Source organism: Oscillibacter sp. CU971 (assembly GCF_905219725.1).
Lineage (GTDB): Bacteria > Bacillota > Clostridia > Oscillospirales > Oscillospiraceae > Oscillibacter.
Genome location: NZ_CAJMXG010000038.1, coordinates 1 through 17,709 on the forward strand (window position 1 = coordinate 1; position 17,709 = coordinate 17,709).

Consider the following 17,709-nt stretch of genomic DNA (forward strand, 5'->3'; position numbering starts at 1 on the left):
GTCGATGACCTGGGTGTGCAGCCCGAAGCCCTCCACCTTTTTCGCGATGTCTCCGTGGGCCAGGATATCGTCCGTAGAGCCGTCCAGCTGGTAGCCGTTGCTGTCGATGAAGTAGATGATGTTGTCCAGCTTGTGGGCATAGGCGAAGTGGAAGCCCTCCCAGACCTGGCCCTCGTCCGCCTCGCCGTCGCCGATGACGCAGAAGACCGTGCTGTCCCGTCCGTCNATCTTATTGNCCAGGGCCGCGCCGGTAGCGGTGGAGACGCCCTGGCCCAGGGAGCCGGTGGTGAGGTCCACGCCGGGGGTGAGCTTGCGGTCCGTGTGGCTGGGGAACTTGGTCCCCGGCTGATTCAGGGTGTATGCGTCTTCCATGGGATAGAAGCCCATCAGGCCGAAGGTGGCGTAGGCCACAGGTCCCGCGTGGCCCTTGCTCAAAACCAGCCAGTCCCGGTCCTCCCAGCGGGGATTCTTCGGGTCGAACTTCATGACTTCGCCGTACAGCACCGCCATNAGGTCCGCCAAGNCCATGGACCCGCCTACGTGGCCGAAGCCCCGGCTGTGGATGACCTTCAGCGTCTCCAGCCGGATTTCAGCCGCCAGGACTTTTAGCTTTTTCTCATTCATGGGTGTCGCTTCCTTTCCAAGTTTGTTGTTGAACGCTGCGGAGCTTTTCCTCGGGCATTATTTTACTCCACCAGCGCCGTTCCCGTCAATGACAATTATATTTTTAACAAACTTTCTGCGTGCAATTTTNNTCGAATTNGCGTGCATTTTCATAATCCTGGAAGGCCGGGATAATACGTCCCGGCCTTCCCTCCAAAAACCTTATTCGTACTGGGTTCCGGCGCCCTCGACCATGGCGTCGTAGGCCCGTTTCACCTTGTCGTAGTTCTTGTCCCGGTCCAGAACCACGCCCCGGCCCACGCCGTCCACGACGCGGCCCACGCCGATGGCTTCCAGCCTCTCATCCACTTCCGCCAGCAGGGCGGGAGCGGAGCCGGGCTCGGTGGAGCGGCCGTCGAAGATGATGTGGAGATACACCCGGCTGAGTCCATTGTCCCGGGCCATCTCGCAGATGTTCAGGGGGTAGTCGATGCAGCCGTGGGAGGACTTGTAGGTCAGGTAGGCCAGCAGGTGCAAAGCGGTGCCGTTTTTCTTGGCGTGCTCAATGGCCTGGAGGAAAATGGGATTCTGCTTGAAGCTGCCGTCCTTCACGGCGGCGTCCAGCCGGACGTCGTCCTGCATCACGCAGCGGCCCGCGCCCAGGTTGGAGTGGCCCGCCTCGGAGTTGCCGGCCTTGCCCGCGCCCAGGCCCACGAACTCGCCGGAGGCGTGGAGCTTGGACCAGGACTGGTCTGCCAGCAGGGAATCCCAGTAGGGGGTATCGGCCAGATGGATGGCGTCGCCGTCGTCTCCGGTGCCCAGGCCCCAGCCGTCGCAGATGATGAGGAGCATCTTCCGGCCCTCGCCCCAGGTTTTGCCCTCGCAGAGGGGCTTGCCGTCCATCTCGGCGGGCTGGGGGATGCCCAGGACGTTCAGCACCGTGGGAGACACGTCGCCCAGGGAGCCGTCCCGCAGGGAGATGGGGCTCTTGTCGGCGGGGTCGATCATGATGAAGGGCACCAGATTGGTGGTGTGGGCCCCGTCGGGCTTCCCGGCGGCGGTGTAGAGCTTTTCGATGTTTCCGTGGTCCGCCGTGATGGCCACCACGTAGCCNTTGCCCAGGGCGTCGCTGACCACTTTATCCAGGTACTGGCTCACATAGCCGCAGGCCTTGATTTTCGCCTCGGTGTTCTGGGTGTGCCCAATGACGTCTCCGTTGGCGAAGTTGGTCACCACGAAGTCGTATTTGCCCAGGGCGTCCATAACGGTGTCCGCCACCTTGGGCAGGGACAGCTCCGGCTGCTGGTCGAAGTCGATGCCCTTGGGGGAGGGGATGCACACGTCATCCTCCCCAGGGAAGGGGTTGTTTTCGCCGCCGTTGAAGAAGAAGGTCACATGGGCGAACTTCTCGCTCTCGGCGCAGTGGAACTGGGTCTTTCCGGNTTCGCTGAGGACCTGGGCCAGGGGCTTCACCACCTTGGCGGGGGCGAAGGCGATGGGCAGGNCCTTGAACTTGTCGTGGTACATGGTCATGATAACGAAGTCCAGGTCCCGGAGCATCCGGCGATCTGCCTTGTCAAAATCCGGCTCGGTGAACATCTCGGTGAGCTCGATCTCCCGCTCACCCCGGCGGCAGCAGAAGATGGCCGCGTCGCCGTCTCCGATTTTGCCCACCGNCTTGNCGTCCNCCANCAGGAGCATGGGCTCCAGATGATAGTCGTCCTGGCCCAGCTCGTATGCCTTCTTGACGGCCTCAGCCAGCTGAGCGCCGCCGCGTTTCATGTCTGCCATATGAAAAACCTCCTATAGTCAATTAGCCAATCAAATCCTTATTGTCCGTCGTTGGGGGCGATGAGCTTATCCACGGCCACCTTGCCCCCCTCGGGGAAGATGTCCAGCAGCTGGGGGAAGGTGTAGATTTTGCCGTCGGGCATGTTCTCCTCCGTCAGCTTCAGGGGCTTGCTCCGGTCGTACTGCACGGCCACCGTCATGCCGAAGTCCACGGCCTTGGCGCCCACGATGTCCCGGTTCAAATTGTCGCCCACGTAGCAGCAGTTCTCCGGCTGGGCTCCCGCTTCCTCCATGGCGTAGTAGTAGATGGCGGGGCCGGGCTTGCGGATATAGGTAATGGAGGACTGCTGGACGGTCTTGAAGTAGGGCCGGAGGCCGTCGGCGTCCAGCCACTCGTCCACCTCCCGCTTGCCAACCAGATCGCTGATGATGCCCATGGTATAACCCCGGGCGCAGAGCTCTTTGACGGTGTCCGCGCCGCCCTCCACCACCGTGCGGCGGCCCTTGGTCTGGCGGTACTGGTAGGTCAGCTCGGCGGCGTTCTTCAAAATGCGCTCCCGGTCCATGTCATAGGCCAGCCACCGGGTCCACAAGACCTCCTCCGGCGCCTCGCACATGAATTTCAGGGCCCAGTCCCGGTACTTGTCGTACCGCTTGTCGANGACATCGCTGAACCACTGGTTGGGGTTGTCGGTTTCCACGCCGCAGAGCTCGGCAATCTTGGCCCGGGCGGCGGAGAGATAGGCGGGGTCCTCGTCGATGACCCGGAAGGTGCCTCCCAGGTCCAGGAAGATGTAACGAATATCGGTGTTCATTTCCTATCGGCCTCCTTGTTCAGTCTATTCCTCTGAAACGCGGGATCGTCCGGGTCTCCCCGGACGCATCCCAAATTGGTTTTAATTCAAGGGGGGAAGCAAATCCAGAATCTCCCGGAAGCCGCTGATCACCGCGTCGGGGCGGTTGGCCTCGGTGAACTCCACGGCGTGCTTCTTNTCCGGGGAGCGGAAGATGATGNTGCAGCCGATTCCCGCCTCCTTGGCCCCGGTGATGTCCCGCTTCACATTGTCCGCCACGGACACGCAGTCCTCCGGCGCCACGCCGATGTCCCTGCAGGCGACGTTGTAAATCTCGGAGCAGGGCTTGCGCAGCCCGCAGACGGAGGAGAGGATAACGGTGTCGAAGTACTCCGCCCGGCCGTCCTCCTCCAGCNAGTCGGGGACCTCGTTCTCCCCGATGAGGTTGGAGATGATGCCCAGCTTGTAGCCCCGCTCATGGAGCCCCTTGATGACCTCCACGCCGCCGTCTACCACGACCCGGCGGCCCTNNCACTGGCGGTACTGGTAGCTCAGCTCGTGGCAGACCTGCTTGACGCGGGCCTGGTCATAGTCCGGCAGCAGCCACTTGCANCAAAGCTCCTCGNCCCCGGACTNCTTATTCTCGCGCAGCGCCCAGTCCCGGTAGGGCTCGTAGCGCTCCTCAATCATCTGGTAGAACTCCTCGTAGGGCACGGGGGACCCGGCAATCTCCGCCATCTTCCGGCGGGCGTGCCTNATCCAAGCCTCCTCCAGCAGGGCGATGCGCAGGGTGCCTCCCAGGTCGAAGAAGACGGCCTTGTAACGCTTAGTCGTATCCATGGCGTGTTCCCTCCTTGTGTATCTATGTATTTTAAGCGCGGGCGGGGAAAATATCGAGAAGCTGGCTCAGGGCGGTAATCACATGGTCGGGGGTGAACTCCTTGCCGGTGGCGTGCTCCATGTTCAGGGTGTCCGGCTCGTCGATGCGGATCATCATGCCGAAGCCCGCGGCCTGGGTGCCCTCCACGTCCCGGACCGGATTGTCGCCCACGTAGGCGCAGTTGGCCTCCGGGGTGCCGATGCAGCGGCAGGCCAGGTGGTAAATCTCCGGGTTGGGCTTGCGCAGGCGGACCTTGGAGGAGAGGATGGTGGTCTTGAAGCACTGGGCCACGCCGTCAGCGGCCATCCAGTCGGGGATTTCCGTCTCGGTGACGGTGTTGGCGATGATGCCCAGGGTATAGCCCCGGGCGCAGAGCTCCTTGATGGTATCCACGGCGTCGGCCCGGGCCACCCGGCGGCCGTCGTGATCCCGNCACAGGCGGNTCAGCTTCGCCGCGTTGGCAAAGATCATGTTGGCGTCGTACTCCGGCAGCATGTACTGGGTCCACAGCTCGCCCTCAGAGGCGTCCAGCAGGGTCTCCTTGGACACCTTGCGGTACTTCTTCCAGCGCTCCTCCAGCTTGGCAAAGAGCTCGTCATGGGTCTCGGTGGTGTGGATGAGCTCCATCAGCCCGGCCTCGGCCCGGTCGATGAAGTCCTGCTCCTTCAGCACGATGCGCAGCGTGTTGCCAACGTCGAAAAAGATCGTTTTGATATCGGGGGTCATAAGAATTCCTCCTCATAATGTGGTAGACGTCGCGGGTCCCTGGAACGGCGTTCCAGGAGGCGGCCGGGCCGTCTCCGGCCCAACCGTAAACGTTTGCGGCCTTTTCAGCTTTATTCTAAATGAAACACAGGTCCTTTGTCAATATGCCAAACGCCGAAGACTTCGATTATTTTTCGTTTTTCTGCCCAAAGATGGGAAAAATCCAGATTGTTATTGACATTGCCGGGAAAATCGGATATTCTTTACTTGACAACTTGAACCGGCCGGAGTCTGGCCGGTTCCAAAAAATAAAGCGGAAACGTTTACAATTTCCAGTGGCGCGGAAAGGATGAAAAGCTATGAAAAGTGTAACTTTGAAGGACGTGGCCAAAGCCGCCGGCGTATCTTACGCCACCGTCTCCCGCGCCCTTTCCGGCAGCCACCAGATTGGCAGCGACACCCGGGAGCGCATTATCAAGCTCTGCGACGAGATGGGCTATACTACCAACTACGTGGCCCGCTCCATGGTGACCAAGCGCACGGGGCTCATCGGGCTGGTGGTTCCCTCCATCGACAACCAGTTTATGTCGGAGCTGGCCTATTACGCCGAAATGAGCGCCAGGGGGCACGGGTACAACATCATGCTCTGCAACTCCGGGCCGGATTTGAAGCAGGAGAAGACGGTGGTGAAGCTCCTTCTCAGCCGGCAGGTGGACGGCATTCTCATTGTCCCCCAGAGTCCCAAGACCTATGAGAACATCCGGGCCTACACGGACCAGGTGCCCACGGTCTTCCTCAGCGAGAACCTCCGGGACCAGCCTCAAAGCTACGTGGCCGTGGACAACAGCCGGGGGACCTATATCGGCACGAAGTACCTCTATGAGCTGGGCCACCGGGATATCCTCTACTTTGGCCGCCGCCACACCACCACCCACCAGTTCCGGGCGGAGGGGTATATCCGGGCCTGCCGGGAGCTGGGGCTGACCCCCCGGTTCTTCAACAGCGAATTCACCCGCTCCTCCATCACCGGCGGCTACNAGCTGGCCAAGGAGCTCTTTGCCAAGCCCATCGACTATTCCGCCATCTTCGCCTCCACGGACTCCAACGCCCTGGGCGTTTTGAAGGCGGCGGACGACGCCCACATTAATATTCCCGGTCAATTGAGCCTCATCGGCTTCNANAACATCTCCTCCACCGCCCTGCCCCGGATTGAGCTGACCACCATGGNACAGCCCAAGCGGGACATGGCCGTCCAGGCGGTGGATATGCTCCGGGACAAAATTGAAAACGGCACCCAGGGCTATGTCCATCAGATTCTGATGCCGACGCTGATCAAGCGCAGCACCTGCCGGGATCTGCACGCGTCTTAAATTATCACACACAGGGAGCTTCCGCTCCCCGTGAGGAAAGAGGGAATTTTCACTATGAACGGCTATCGCTACGACCCCCACACCCACACCGCCGAAACCAGCCGCTGCGGCCATCTCTATGCCGCCGACGTGGTGGACCGCTATGTCCAAAACGGCTTCACAGGCCTGGTGGTCACGGACCACCTCCACCCGGAGTACCTCTCCCGCATCGACACCGAGCACAACTGGGACCTGGTCTGCGACCATTACCTGAGCGGCTACCACGCCTCCAAGCGCCGGGGCGACGAGGTGGGGCTGGACGTCATCCTGGGGGCGGAGCTCCGCTTCCCGGAAAACGACAACGACTACCTGGTCTACGGCATCGACGAGCAGTGGCTCCGCTCCAACCCCTATATCTGCTGCATGAGCGCCCAGGAGTTCTTCGACAAGTATCACAGCCAGGTCCTCATCATCCACGCCCACCCCTTCCGCAAGGGCAGCGCCCCGGTTCAGGAAACCACCATCCACGGGGCGGAGATCATCAACGGAAACCCCCGGCATGAAAACAACAACGACAAAGCCCTGGAGCTCTGCCGCCGCCACCCCGAGTACTACCGCCTGGCCGGGTCCGACACCCACCGGGACGGGGATGAGGCCCGGACCGCCGTCCTCCTGCCGGAGCGGGTCCACGACTCCTTCGCCTACAAGCGCATGATTGAAAGCCATAAATTCCATCTCTGGAGCCCCGCGTTCCAGGAATTTGTAGAGGCCGACGAGGCCATCCGTAAGGAGGAAGCGAAATGAGCCAGTTCAATACCCTGATTATCGGAGAGATTGCCCAGGACACCAATGTGGACTATGACGGAACCACCGTCCAGGCCATCGGAGGCGCGGTGTACTACTCCGGCTTTGCGGCCGCCAACATGGGCCATAAGACCGCCGTCCTGCCCAAGGCGGACACCGCCCAGGTGGACTTGAAGGACGCCTTCGCCGCCGCCCCCAACATCACGGTGTTCCCCCTCCACAGCACCCACTCCTTCGTCACCAAAAACGTCTACCACACCCCGGACCGGGAGCGCCGGACCTCCACCGTGGACAGCAAAATCGACCCCTACCGGCCCGAGGAGGTCCCGGAGGAAATCGACGCCAAGATCTGGCACCTGGCGGGCCTGGTGGGGNGCGACATCCCCAACGNGTTTCTGCCCTTCGCCGCAAAACGCGCCATGCTGGCCATCGACGTGCAGTGCATGCTCCGCTGGGAGGAGAACGGCGGCATGGTCTACCGGGACTGGGAGGCCAAGAAGGAACTGCTCCCCTATGTCCGCTTCCTGAAAACCGACGCCGCCGAGGCGGAAATCCTCACGGGCCTCGCGGACCGGGTGGAGGCCGCCAAGGTCCTCTACGGCTGGGGCGCGAAGGAAATCCTCATCACCCACAACACGGAAGTGCTGGTCTACGACGGCAAGGAGATTTACACCNGCCCCATCAAGGCCCGGAGCCTGGGGGGCCGCACCGNACGGGGGGACACCACCTTCGCCTGCTACATCAACGAGCGGCTGACCCAGGACATCCCCGCCGCCCTTCAAACCGCCACGGCGCTGGTCTCCCTCAAGATGGAGACCCCGGGCCCCTACATGGGCACCCGGGCGGATGTGGACGCGTACATCAAGGAATTTTATTGATCCTGCGCATAGCAAGGGCCCCCGGTTTTTCGCCGGGGGCCCGCATTTTTACACCAGCTTCTCAAAATAGAAAAACGNCTCGTCCTCCCCGTGCTTCCGCATACAGGCGGAGAGCATCTTATAGGACGCCTGATTCTCCTTGAAGCACTTGGCGAAAACCCTTCCCAGGTGGAGCTTGTAAAGCCCCCACTCCGCCGCCGCCGTAAAGGCCTCCACGCCGTAGCCGTTCCCGGCGTAGGCCTTGTCAATCCGGCAGCCCAGCTCCGCGCCGCCCCGGCAGTCGAAATTGTACAGCACCGCCTCGCCGATGAGCTTTCCCTCCAGCCGGACGGCGAAGTTCACCGCCAGATGGTTTTCAAAGTCCCGCCTGGCAACGTCAAAGAAGCTCCGCTCCTCCACCGGGCCCCCCAGGCCCGCCACGTCGTCATAGCCCCACCAGCGGTTCCGCTCCTGGTCCAGCACCAGGGCGTTGTAGGCGGGAATGTCCTTTTCCGTCAGGGCGGAGAGGGTCAGCCGGGCTGTCTCCACCTTGGGGATCTCTTTGATGTGGCGCATCAGCTCGTTCATAGGCTCGAAACGGTACTTAGGGGCCAGCTTGGCGGGGCCGTACTGGAGCTTGGAGGTCCGCAAGCCCTTGTCCGCCGCGTCGTCCTCCCGGTCAATCCACTGGCAGTTTCCGCCGAAGGCCAGGGCGAAGGCCTGGACAAAGGCGGGATACACGCCGGTATAGGAATACAGCGCCTTCTCAATGTGGATAATGAGGGTGTCCCCGCAGCGCTCCGCCNGGGCCAGGGCANTGAGCTTGTCCCCGTCGAACATCCCCCCGGCGGTGAACCAGGGCTTCCCCGCCAGCTTCAGCATTNTCTTCGCCAGCTTCAGCTCGTCCAGGGCCTTGGCGNTGTCCCCCTTGNGGAATTCCGCCTCATAGTCCTTCCAAAACCGCTCCACCGCCCCGGCGTTCTCCGCCGTCAGGGGGCGGACCNCCGCCTCGGGCCACTGGGCCCGGAATTTCTTGATGTGGTTCCGCTGGCCGGAGTAGCGCCGCCCGGTGAAATACTGGAGGTCCTCCCGGTAATACACGTAATCCCGCCAGGTGCGGATATCGCTGACCCGGACATAGGGATAGCGGCCCAGCAGCTCCCCAGCCTTGTGCTCCGGCACCATGGAAATGACCGGAAGCTGCCCCGCCTCCAGGCAGTAGGCTTCAATGGCCCTCAGAGCCGCGTCCACGTCCCCCTCCGGCCCGGGGACCGGGTAGTCGAAGTTCCACCCGCCCGCGTCCCGGTTACGGACCACGAGGCAGCCCGCGATCTCCGCCCAGGCCGGGTGAAGCGCCTTCTTCCACATGAGCTTGGTCCCCAGAGAGTACTCGCAGAGGCCGTAATTGCAGTCCTTGTAGTAGCGGCGCAGCTTGGCGCCGTCCTGTTTTGTCACCGGTTTAAACTGTTGCATAAGTCCCATCCTTAGTGTTCGTTTGTGATGACGGCATGAAAAAGCTTACCACGCCGCGCGGATTTAAACTGTTGCATAAGCATCAGACGCAGTCGTATTTTGTGCGTATTGTATAGAAAACCATGCCACGTCAAAGCGTGAAATGGACAGCTTTCCATCTAGTAAAAACATTTTGTGAATTTTTTTTGTATTTTTTCTTGACGAATGGATTCGGGTATAGTATATTTGTTAATAATTACCGATAAGAGGAGGTTTTTTTGTGGAAAATGAGAGAGGTTCGTGGNGAAGCAACTTAGGCTTCCTGATGGCTGCCATCGGCTCCGCCGTGGGCCTGGGCAACATCTGGGGATTCCCCTACAAAATGGGCAAGTCCGGCGGCTTCGCCTTCCTGGTCATCTATCTGCTGCTGGCCATCTTCGTGGGCTTCAGCATTATGATGAGCGANCTGGCCATGGGCCGGAAAACCGGCAAGGGCACCATCGGCGCATACCACGCCCTGTCCGCGCGCTTTAAGTGGGTGGGCTGGCTGGCGGTGTTCTCCCCCTTCGTCATTTTGAGCTTCTACACGGTTCTGGGCGGCTACTGCATTGAGTACATGTCCCTGAACCTGAGCAACCTGGCTTTCGCCGGTGCGGAGATCAAAACCGGGTCGGACCTGTTCAGCGCCATGCTGACCAATCCTTTCGGCTGCGTCATGTTCACCTTCCTGTTCATGATCCTCTGCTATCTCATCAACCGGGGCGGCATCTCCGGGGGCATTGAGAAGTTCAACAACGTGGGCATGCCCGCCCTGTTCGTGATGCTGGTCATCATCATCATCCGTTCCGTCACCCTGCCCGGCGCGGCGGAGGGCCTGAAATTCATGTTCCTCCCCGGCTACGCGGTGCAGGCGGGCTTCATTGAGGAGGCGCCCAGCATCATCTCCGTCCTGGCCACCGCCGGCGGGCAGATGTTCTTCTCGTTGTCCCTGGCCATGGGCATCACCATCACCTACGGCTCCTATATGAAGAAATCCCAGAACATCGTGAAGAACTCCGTGGTGGTGGTCTTTGCGGACACTTTGGTTGCCATCATGGCGGGCATCGCCGTCATCCCCGCCGCCGTGGCGACTTACGGCCCCAGCGCCACCCTCAGCGGCCCCAAGCTGCTGTTCATCACCCTGCAGGACGTGTTCCAGGCCATGGGTCCCATCGGCCCCCTGTTCGGTGTGATCTTCTATCTGTTCGTGCTGGTGGCGGCCATNTCCTCCGCCATCGCCCTGATCGAGGTGGTCGTCACCTTCCTGCTGGACCACGCGGAGAGCAAGGGCAAGCAGGGCAACCGCTCCAAGACCGTGTTCTGGGTNTGCGCCGCCATCATGGTGGAGGCCGCCATTGTGGCCCTGGACGGCCTGGGCAGCAACAAGTTTGTGCCCGTCCCCTTCCAGCAGATGATTGGCGTCGGCCCCTGGAACGACTGCTGGCTGGACTTCATGGACGCCTTCTCCGAGGGTCTGGCCATGCCCGCCGGCGCGCTGATTATGAGCATCATGATNGGCTGGGAGCTGCGNACCAAGCCCATCACCNACGAAATTCACCACGGCGCGGAGCAGATTCACTGGCTGAACAGGTTCATGGACATCTGCCTGAAATTCATTGTCCCCATTGCCATGGCCTTCATCCTGGGCGGCCAGATCGGCGACTTCTTCACCATGGACGCCGAGGCCCAGGGACAGAGCGTCTACTATATCGGCTATTGCATCGGCGCGGTGATCCTGCTGGTGTCCTGGCTGGTGGCCATCAACTCCCCCAAGCGGAAGGAGACGCTGTAAGGGCAGTCTTCCCGGAAAAAACCATCCTAGCCTCAAGACGGGCGGAGCTTCGGCTCCGCTCGTTTTTTGTCTTCCATCACTATACCAGATCCCCCAAAAATTGCAAGCCCTTCTTGACCGCCCTCCCCGGCTCTGTTATAATGGCCCAAATAATCTTGCGGGAGGGGATCTCTATGACCGAACAGGAAAAGCGCCTGGCGGGAAAGCTCTATTATCCCCCGGACCCGGAGCTGACGGAGGCCCGGATGCGGGCCAAGCGGCTCTGCCACCGGCTGAACGCCCTGGCCCCGGATGATTTCCAGGGCCGGGACAGTACCATCCGGGAGCTCTTCGGCCGCGCCGGGAAGGACGCCTGGGTGGAGTCCAGCTTCCACTGCGACTACGGCACCCAGATTTCCGTGGGGGACTATTTCTTCGCCAACTACGACTGCATCTTCCTGGACATCGCCCCCATCACCATCGGCAGCCGGGTTTACATCGCCCCCCGGGTCTGCATCTACACGGTGAACCACCCCATGGTGCCGGAGGTGCGGAACACGGATCTGGAATACGGCCGTCCCGTCACCATTGAGGACAACGTGTGGATTGGGGGCAACGTGGTGATCCTCCCCGGGGTGACCATCGGGGAAGGGGCCGTCATCGCCGCCGGGTCTATCGTTAACCGGGACATCCCGCCCCGGGTGGTGGCCGGAGGAAATCCCTGCCGGGTGATCCGCTCCCTGACGGAGGCGGACCGGGAGAAGTGGGAAGCCGCCCTCCGGGAACACCGGGAGGCCTGAGGACTTTCAAGCCGCTCCGAAAGGGGCGGCTTTCTCAGTTCAGGGGCTTCCCGTTCAGCGCCGCCCCGGCCAGCTTGTCCCCTTCATAGCGGAGCTTGAGGGAGAAAAAGGGCGCGTCCTCCTCCAGGAGGCGGAGGAAGATCTTGTCCCCCTCCCACAGGGGCAGAGACAGGAGGTCCGCCTTCTTGATCCATTGAAGCTCCCCCTCGTCGCAGGGGTGGGGCGTTCCGGTCCAGGCGGAGGCGGTGAAAAGGTGCATGTACTCCGTGGGGGCCTGGTCGGAGACAAAGGTCACCAGCCCCCGGTAGCGGTAGTCCGTCAGAGTCAGGCCCGTCTCCTCAAAGCACTCCCGGAGGACGCAGTCCTCGGGGCTCTCTCTGTCTTGAAACTTGCCCCCCACGCCGATCCATTTCCCCTGGTTCACGTCGTGCTCCTTCTTCACCCGGTGGAGCATCAGGTACTCGTCTCCCCGCTCCAGATAGCACAAGGTGGAATACAGCATGTGCGTTCCTCTCCTTCCCGCGGCAGCGCGGCCCTGCGATTCCTGGACCGCTGAACGTTTCTCATGATTTTCGGGTGCTGCTCTAAAATTCATTATACTCCTCCCGGCCGGAAAAGAAAAGGCTTTACATTTCAGAACGAATGTTNTATAATGATTCCATCACTTTGCCGGGAAAGGAGGCCTCCCCATGCGGTCCAGACAAATCAGCTGCTGCTTCACCGGCCACCGCCCCGAGAAGCTGCCCTGGCGCTACGACGAGGCGGACCCCCGGTGCCTCTCCCTGAAACGGCGCATCGCCGCCGCGGTGGAGGCCGCCTATGAGGAGGGCCACCGCCACTTCCTCTGCGGCATGGNCCTGGGCTGCGACCTCTATTTCTGCGAGACGGTCCTGGCCCTCCGGGATCGGCACCCGGATGTGACGGTAGAGGCCGCTGTCCCCTGCCCCACCCAGGCGGACGCCTGGGCCCCGGACCAGCGGGAGCGGTACAAGAGGCTGGTGGAAGCCTGCGACTTCGAGACCCTGGTCTCCGCCAAGTACACGCCCTATTGCATGCAGCGGCGGGACCGCTACATGGTGGACCATTCCTCCCTGCTCATCGCCGCCTTTGACGGCACCCCCGGCGGCACCCGGTACACCATGCAGTACGCCATGAGCCGCCGGGTCCCCATCGTGGATCTGCCCTTAATTTTGAAGGAGCCTTGAATNTTTTCAAGGCTCTTTCCGCATATTTCGCCTCTCTGCGCAAAACCTAAAGCCGATCATTTTCGGTTTGGGAGGCGGTCCTATGTTTGCAAAGCGCACCGATCTGGCCCTGGAGGCCCGGGAGCTCTGGCAGNAGTCCACGGAGAAGACCACCCGGCTCTCCGGCGTAAAGGCCNCGAAGTCCAAGGAGGAGGGCTACCCCGTCNCNCGGGTGGATATCCTGGACCGGCGGGGGGAGGAGGCCCTGGGAAAGCCCCAGGGGACCTATCTCACCATCGACCTGACCAGCTTCTGGCAACGGAAGCCGGACTTTTTTGAGCGGGCCGTCCGGGCCGTGGGGTCCCAGTTGAAGGCCATGCTCCCCGAAAAGGGCCCCGCCCTCATCGTGGGCCTGGGGAACGCCGCCATGACCCCGGACGCCGTGGGNNCCCTGGCGGCAGACAGCGTGCTGGTCACCCGGCACCTCATCGCCGCCAGCCCCAAGCACTTCGCCGGGTTCCGGCCCGTGGCGGTGTTCCGGGCCGGGGTGCTGGGCACCACCGGCGTGGAGTCCGCCGAGGCCGTCCGGGGCCTGGTGGCACAGGTGAAGCCTTCCCTGGTCATCGCCATCGACGCTCTGGCCGCCCGGCGGGTGGGCCGGATGTGCACCACGGTGCAGCTCTCGGACACAGGCATCGTCCCCGGCTCCGGCGTGGGGAACCACCGGGCGGCGCTGAACAAAGAGACTCTGGGCGTGCCGGTCTTCGCCGTCGGCGTGCCCACGGTGGTGGACGCCGCCACCCTGGCGGCGGACCTGCTGGAGGAGTCGGGCGTCGCCGAGCTGGACGAGACCCGGCTCCGCCATGGGAAAAATCCCCTGACGGTGACCACCCGGGACGTGGACCAGCAGGTCCGGGAGCTGAGCAAGGTGGTGGGCTACGGCGTGAACTGGGCCCTCCAGGACCTGGAGATTGAGGAGATCAACGCCCTGCTGGCCTGACGCTTTTCTGAAACGGCGGCGCGTTCTTTTCCGCCCATAGACAGGAGCATCCCCGGCGGAGACTTCCGCCGGGGATGTCTTCTTATTCAGAAAGGCCCTCCAACGCGCTGCGGGCGGCGGCCTGCTCGGCCTCCTTCTTGCTGTGGCCGGAGCCGGAGCCGATGGGCGCGCCGTTCAGCAGCACCTCCGCGGCGAAGGTCTTGGCGTGATCCGGGCCCCGCTCCCCCACCATGCGGTAGGAGAGCACCTGGTCCGCCTGGCGCTGGACCAGCTCCTGGAGGGCCGTCTTGTAGTCCCGGCGGCGCTCTTCCACCACCTCTTCCCGCTCCGCGTCCAGCACACAGCGGTGAATCAGCGCCGAGGCGGCGGCGATGCCCCCGTCCAAATAGACCGCGGCGAAGACCGCCTCCGTAGCGTCCGCCAGGATGGAGGTCCGGGTCCGGCCGCCGCCGGACTCCTCGCCCCGGCCCAGGCGCAGATAGGCCCNCAGGTTCANCTTTCGGGCCACCTCATAGAGGCTCTGCTCACACACCAGGGCCGCCCGGATGCGGGTCAGGTCCCCCTCCGGCAGGTCCGGGTGCTGGGCAAAGAGAAATTCCGCCGTCACGAAGCCCAGTACCGAATCCCCCAGGAACTCCAGGCGCTCGTTGCTGGACAGGTGGTCCGCCCGGTGCTCGTTGGCGNAGGAGCTGTGGCACAGGGCCTCCTCCAGCAGCGCCTTGTCCCGGAAAACGTAATCCAGTTTTTTCTCCAGTTCCTGCATGTCCGGTCCTCTCTGAAAGGACGCCCCGCGGGGGCACGGGGCGGGCTTCCTCCGCGCCTGCTTTCCAAGGCGCGCTTTTTACTTATTCAGCTTACCCGCCAGGTAGTTCACCGCGTCGCCCACGGTCTTGAGGGAGGAGAGCTCCTCTTCCTCGATCTCGCCGACCTCGAATTCCTCCTCCATGGCCATGACCAGCTCCACCAGGTCCACGGAGTCCGCGCCCAGATCTCCTTCAAAGGCGGTGTCCATGTTGATCTCCTCGGGTTCCTTGGCGAACTGCTCCGCCACCAGTCCCCGAAGCACGCTTAAGATCTCTTCGTTTGACATTGCCGTTTCACTCCTTATAGACTTGACTGCCTTGAAACAACAGCCCTTTCATGAAGCCTATCATACGGCAACAGCCGCCGTGCTGTCAAGGGGCATCCGGCAAATTTTGCCTGTTTGTTCCAACTTTCATCAATTCGATGTTCTCCTCCACGTCGGCGATGAAGCCGCTGGCGGCGTATTCCTCCGCNCNGAGGATGGCGTTGCGGATGGCCCGGGCGTCCGAGGAGCCGTGGGCCTTGATGACGGGCTTGGAAATGCCCAGGAAGGGGGTCCCCCCCACCTCGCTGGGGTCCAGCAGCTTTTTCATCTCCGCCAGGTCCCCCTTCACCAGCCCCGCGGCGATCTTGGTCTTCATGCTGGAGAGGAACACCTTCTTCAATTCCTTCAAAAGGAACTTGGCGGTGCCCTCCAGGGACTTCAGCATGACGTTTCCGGTGAAGCCGTCGGCCACCAGCACGTCGGCTCCGCCCAGCATGGCGTCGCTGGCCTCCAGGTTCCCCACAAAGTTCAGCCGCCCGGCCTCCGCCGCCTGGGCCAGCAGGGCGCGGGCCTCCTGCCGGAGGCCGTCTCCCTTCTCCGACTCCGCGCCGATGTTCAGCAGGGCCACCCGGGGCCGCTCTACCCCCAGCACCCGCTTGGCGTAGTAATTCCCCAGGTAGGCGAACTGGAGCAGGTATTCCGGCGTGCACTCGGCGTTGGCCCCGCAGTCGCACAGGAGCATCCGCCCCTCCGCCGTAGGCAGGACGGGCCCCATGGCCGCCCGGCGGACGCCCCGGATGCGCTTGACCACCAGCGTGGCCCCCGCCAGCAGGGCCCCCGTGGACCCGGCGGAGACAAAGGCGTCCCCCTCCCCGTTTTTCAGCAGGTTCAGGCCCACCGTCAGGGAGGAGTCTTTCTTCTTCTTGAAGGCCGTGGCGGGGTCGTCGGCGATCTCCACCACCTCCGCCGCGTCCCGGATCTCCACGCCGGAGGGGAGATTCTTCTCCCCGCACTGCTCCACGGCCTTCAGGATATCCGCCATCCGGCCCACCAGGATCACGTTGGTCCCGTATTCCTTATGGGCCTCCAGGGCCCCCTGGACCAGGGCCAGAGGGGCGTTGTCCCCTCCCATGGCGTCCACGATGATTTTCATGCTTGAACCCTCCCCTGTGTCGTTTCTGTTTACTCCAGCACGGTCTCCCNCAGCTTCTCTATGATGTCCAGGGACCGGCGGCTGAGCTCCGCGTTCTTGTTCCGCTTCCCCTTGACCCGGCGGCCCAGGGGCGGCATGATGCCGAAGTTGATGTTCATGGGCTGGAAGGCTACCACGGATTGGTTGGAGACATACAGCCCCAGGGCCCCGATGGCGGTCTCCTGGGGGAAGTCCACCGGGGGCAGTCCCCGGAGCCGCCGGGCCGTCTCCACCCCCCCCAGAAAGCCGCTGGCGGCGGATTCTACATACCCCTCCACCCCGGTCATCTGCCCGGCGAAGGAGATGCGGGGATCCGCCTTGAGGCGGTAATAGCGGTCCAGCAGCCGGGGGGAGTTTAAAAACGTGTTCCGGTGCATCACCCCGTAGCGGAGGAATTCCGCGTCGTGGAGGGCGGGGATCATGGAGAACACCCGCCGCTGTTCCGGGAAGCGCAGATGGGTCTGGAAGCCCACCAGGTTATAGACGCTGCCCTCCCGGTTGTCCCGCCGCAGCTGGACCACGGCATAGGGCTCCTTCCCCGTCCTGGGGTCCGTCAGGCCCCGGGGCTTCAAGGGCCCGNANCNAAGGGTCTCCCGNCCCCGCCGGGCCANGACCTCCACGGGCATGCAGCCCTCGAAGACCTTCTGGTCCTCGAAGCCGTGGACCTCCGCCTCCCGNGCNGTGGTAAGGGCCTGCCAGAAGGCCTCGTACTCCTCCTCGGACATGGGGCAGTTCACGTAGTCGGCGGTGCCCCGGTCATAGCGGGANCCCNTCCAGGCCTTTTCCATGTCGATGCTCNCNGCGGAGACCAGGGGGGCCGCCGCGTCGTAGAAGTGGAGGGCCGAGTCATCCCCCAGCAAAGCCTGGAGACGTTCCGCCAGGGCGTCGGAGGTCAGGGGGCCGGAGGCAATCACCACCTCGCCCTCGGGGAGCTCGGTGACCTCCCCGGGGACCACGGTGATGTTGGGATGTTCCGCGATCCGCTCCGTCACCAGCCGGGCGAAGCCGTGGCGGTCCACCGCCAGAGCCCCTCCGGCCTCGACGCGGGTGGCGTCGGCACAGGACAAAATCAGGGAGTCCAGGCGGCGGAGCTCCTCCTTGAGAAGGCCTACGGCGTTTTCCAGCTGGTCGCTCCGCAGGGAGTTGGAGCAGCAGAGCTCCGCGAAGTATTCTGTTTCATGGGCGGGGGTTTTTTTCTCCGGCTTCATCTCCCGAAGAGTTACTTGGATGCCACGGCTGGCGAGCTGCCAGGCGCATTCGCTGCCGGCTAGGCCGGCGCCGATTACGGTTACCTGCATGGGGGTCACCTCCTAGGTGGGGGGTTGTACTCGCCCTTCGGGCGGGGGGGGATTGGATACCAGCGATGGCTGGTTCATTGCACCCCCCATTTTCTCTTTTTCTTCCAGAAGAAAAAGAGAA

At 62.8% G+C, this 17,709-nt stretch carries 18 protein-coding genes; 7 read left to right on the top strand and 11 right to left on the bottom strand.

Going from position 1 to position 17,709, the window contains the following annotated elements; genetic code table 11:
- The 5 genes from JX325_RS04675 to JX325_RS04695 all read right to left on the bottom strand — a co-directional run.
- Positions 1 to 624 (bottom strand): transketolase (locus JX325_RS04675; RefSeq protein ID WP_204790012.1); only part of this gene is annotated, 624 nt, incomplete at its 3' end.
- Positions 625 to 825: 201 nt separating this feature from the next.
- Positions 826 to 2,394 (bottom strand): phosphoglycerate mutase (2,3-diphosphoglycerate-independent), encoded by a 1,569-nt coding sequence (locus JX325_RS04680; protein WP_204790013.1) that lies wholly within the window; start codon positions 2,392 to 2,394, stop codon positions 826 to 828.
- Positions 2,395 to 2,432: 38 nt separating this feature from the next.
- Positions 2,433 to 3,209, bottom strand: coding sequence for an HAD family hydrolase (locus JX325_RS04685; RefSeq protein ID WP_204790014.1), 777 nt, complete (start codon positions 3,207 to 3,209; stop codon positions 2,433 to 2,435).
- Positions 3,210 to 3,290: 81 nt separating this feature from the next.
- Positions 3,291 to 4,028: an HAD family hydrolase gene (locus JX325_RS04690; protein WP_204790015.1), complete on the bottom strand. Its 738-nt coding sequence runs from the start codon at positions 4,026 to 4,028 to the stop codon at positions 3,291 to 3,293.
- A gap of 31 nt (positions 4,029 to 4,059) precedes the next feature.
- On the bottom strand, positions 4,060 to 4,794 hold the full coding sequence (locus JX325_RS04695; protein ID WP_204790016.1) for an HAD family hydrolase: 735 nt from the start codon (positions 4,792 to 4,794) through the stop codon (positions 4,060 to 4,062).
- 338 nt (positions 4,795 to 5,132) lie between these two features.
- Between JX325_RS04695 and JX325_RS04700 the strand changes: the two genes are divergently transcribed.
- The 3 genes from JX325_RS04700 to JX325_RS04710 are packed head-to-tail and all read left to right on the top strand — an operon-like array spanning position 5,133 to position 7,804.
- Positions 5,133 to 6,143: a LacI family DNA-binding transcriptional regulator gene (locus JX325_RS04700; protein WP_204790017.1), complete on the top strand. Its 1,011-nt coding sequence runs from the start codon at positions 5,133 to 5,135 to the stop codon at positions 6,141 to 6,143.
- A gap of 54 nt (positions 6,144 to 6,197) precedes the next feature.
- Complete coding sequence (locus tag JX325_RS04705; protein WP_204790018.1) at positions 6,198 to 6,926, top strand: PHP domain-containing protein; 729 nt, start codon at positions 6,198 to 6,200, stop codon at positions 6,924 to 6,926.
- Positions 6,923 to 7,804 carry a ribokinase gene (locus tag JX325_RS04710; RefSeq protein WP_204790019.1) on the top strand — a complete coding sequence of 294 codons (882 nt, stop codon included), beginning with the start codon at positions 6,923 to 6,925 and terminating at the stop codon, positions 7,802 to 7,804. Before JX325_RS04705 ends, JX325_RS04710 begins: the two co-directional genes overlap by 4 nt.
- 48 nt (positions 7,805 to 7,852) lie before the next feature.
- On the opposite strand, the gene JX325_RS04715 is transcribed toward JX325_RS04710, so the two are convergent.
- Complete coding sequence (locus tag JX325_RS04715; RefSeq protein WP_204790020.1) at positions 7,853 to 9,256, bottom strand: GNAT family N-acetyltransferase; 1,404 nt, start codon at positions 9,254 to 9,256, stop codon at positions 7,853 to 7,855.
- A gap of 259 nt (positions 9,257 to 9,515) precedes the next feature.
- Here JX325_RS04715 and JX325_RS04720 point away from each other — a divergent pair, with 259 nt between their 5' ends.
- Positions 9,516 to 11,066: a sodium-dependent transporter gene (locus tag JX325_RS04720; RefSeq protein ID WP_243413925.1), complete on the top strand. Its 1,551-nt coding sequence runs from the start codon at positions 9,516 to 9,518 to the stop codon at positions 11,064 to 11,066.
- Positions 11,067 to 11,239: 173 nt separating this feature from the next.
- Complete coding sequence (locus JX325_RS04725) at positions 11,240 to 11,845, top strand: sugar O-acetyltransferase (RefSeq protein WP_204790021.1); 606 nt, start codon at positions 11,240 to 11,242, stop codon at positions 11,843 to 11,845.
- Positions 11,846 to 11,879: 34 nt separating this feature from the next.
- On the opposite strand, the gene JX325_RS04730 is transcribed toward JX325_RS04725, so the two are convergent.
- Positions 11,880 to 12,347: an 8-oxo-dGTP diphosphatase gene (locus JX325_RS04730; protein ID WP_204790022.1), complete on the bottom strand. Its 468-nt coding sequence runs from the start codon at positions 12,345 to 12,347 to the stop codon at positions 11,880 to 11,882.
- Between the two features lie 187 nt (positions 12,348 to 12,534).
- On the opposite strand from JX325_RS04730, the gene JX325_RS04735 reads away from it, so the two are divergent.
- Together JX325_RS04735 and gpr are read left to right on the top strand one after the other, a co-directional pair.
- Complete coding sequence (locus JX325_RS04735) at positions 12,535 to 13,050, top strand: SLOG family protein (RefSeq protein WP_204790023.1); 516 nt, start codon at positions 12,535 to 12,537, stop codon at positions 13,048 to 13,050.
- 82 nt (positions 13,051 to 13,132) lie between these two features.
- Complete coding sequence (gene gpr, locus JX325_RS04740; protein ID WP_204790024.1) at positions 13,133 to 14,029, top strand: GPR endopeptidase; 897 nt, start codon at positions 13,133 to 13,135, stop codon at positions 14,027 to 14,029.
- Positions 14,030 to 14,111: 82 nt separating this feature from the next.
- Here gpr and rnc read toward each other — a convergent pair whose 3' ends face one another.
- From rnc to trmFO, 4 genes are all read right to left on the bottom strand, one after another.
- Positions 14,112 to 14,792: a ribonuclease III gene (gene rnc, locus JX325_RS04745; protein ID WP_204790025.1), complete on the bottom strand. Its 681-nt coding sequence runs from the start codon at positions 14,790 to 14,792 to the stop codon at positions 14,112 to 14,114.
- 78 nt (positions 14,793 to 14,870) lie between these two features.
- Positions 14,871 to 15,119, bottom strand: a complete 249-nt coding sequence (gene acpP / locus JX325_RS04750) for an acyl carrier protein (protein WP_204790026.1) — start codon at positions 15,117 to 15,119, stop codon at positions 14,871 to 14,873.
- A gap of 85 nt (positions 15,120 to 15,204) precedes the next feature.
- A complete protein-coding gene (gene plsX / locus JX325_RS04755) occupies positions 15,205 to 16,251 on the bottom strand; it encodes a phosphate acyltransferase PlsX (protein ID WP_204790027.1) in 1,047 nt (348 codons plus the stop codon).
- Positions 16,252 to 16,280: 29 nt separating this feature from the next.
- A complete protein-coding gene (trmFO, locus tag JX325_RS04760) occupies positions 16,281 to 17,588 on the bottom strand; it encodes a methylenetetrahydrofolate--tRNA-(uracil(54)-C(5))-methyltransferase (FADH(2)-oxidizing) TrmFO (protein WP_204790028.1) in 1,308 nt (435 codons plus the stop codon).
- Positions 17,589 to 17,709 lie beyond the last annotated feature (121 nt).

Bases quoted from the DNA above. Each gene is read 5' to 3' on its own strand.
- JX325_RS04705 (WP_204790018.1), top strand. From the start codon at position 6,198: ATGAACGGCTATCGCTACGACCCCCACACCCACACCGCCGAAACCAGC.
- JX325_RS04725 (WP_204790021.1), top strand. From the start codon at position 11,240: ATGACCGAACAGGAAAAGCGCCTGGCGGGAAAGCTCTATTATCCCCCG.
- JX325_RS04730 (WP_204790022.1), bottom strand. From the start codon at position 12,347: ATGCTGTATTCCACCTTGTGCTATCTGGAGCGGGGAGACGAGTACCTG.
- acpP (WP_204790026.1), bottom strand. From the start codon at position 15,119: ATGTCAAACGAAGAGATCTTAAGCGTGCTTCGGGGACTGGTGGCGGAG.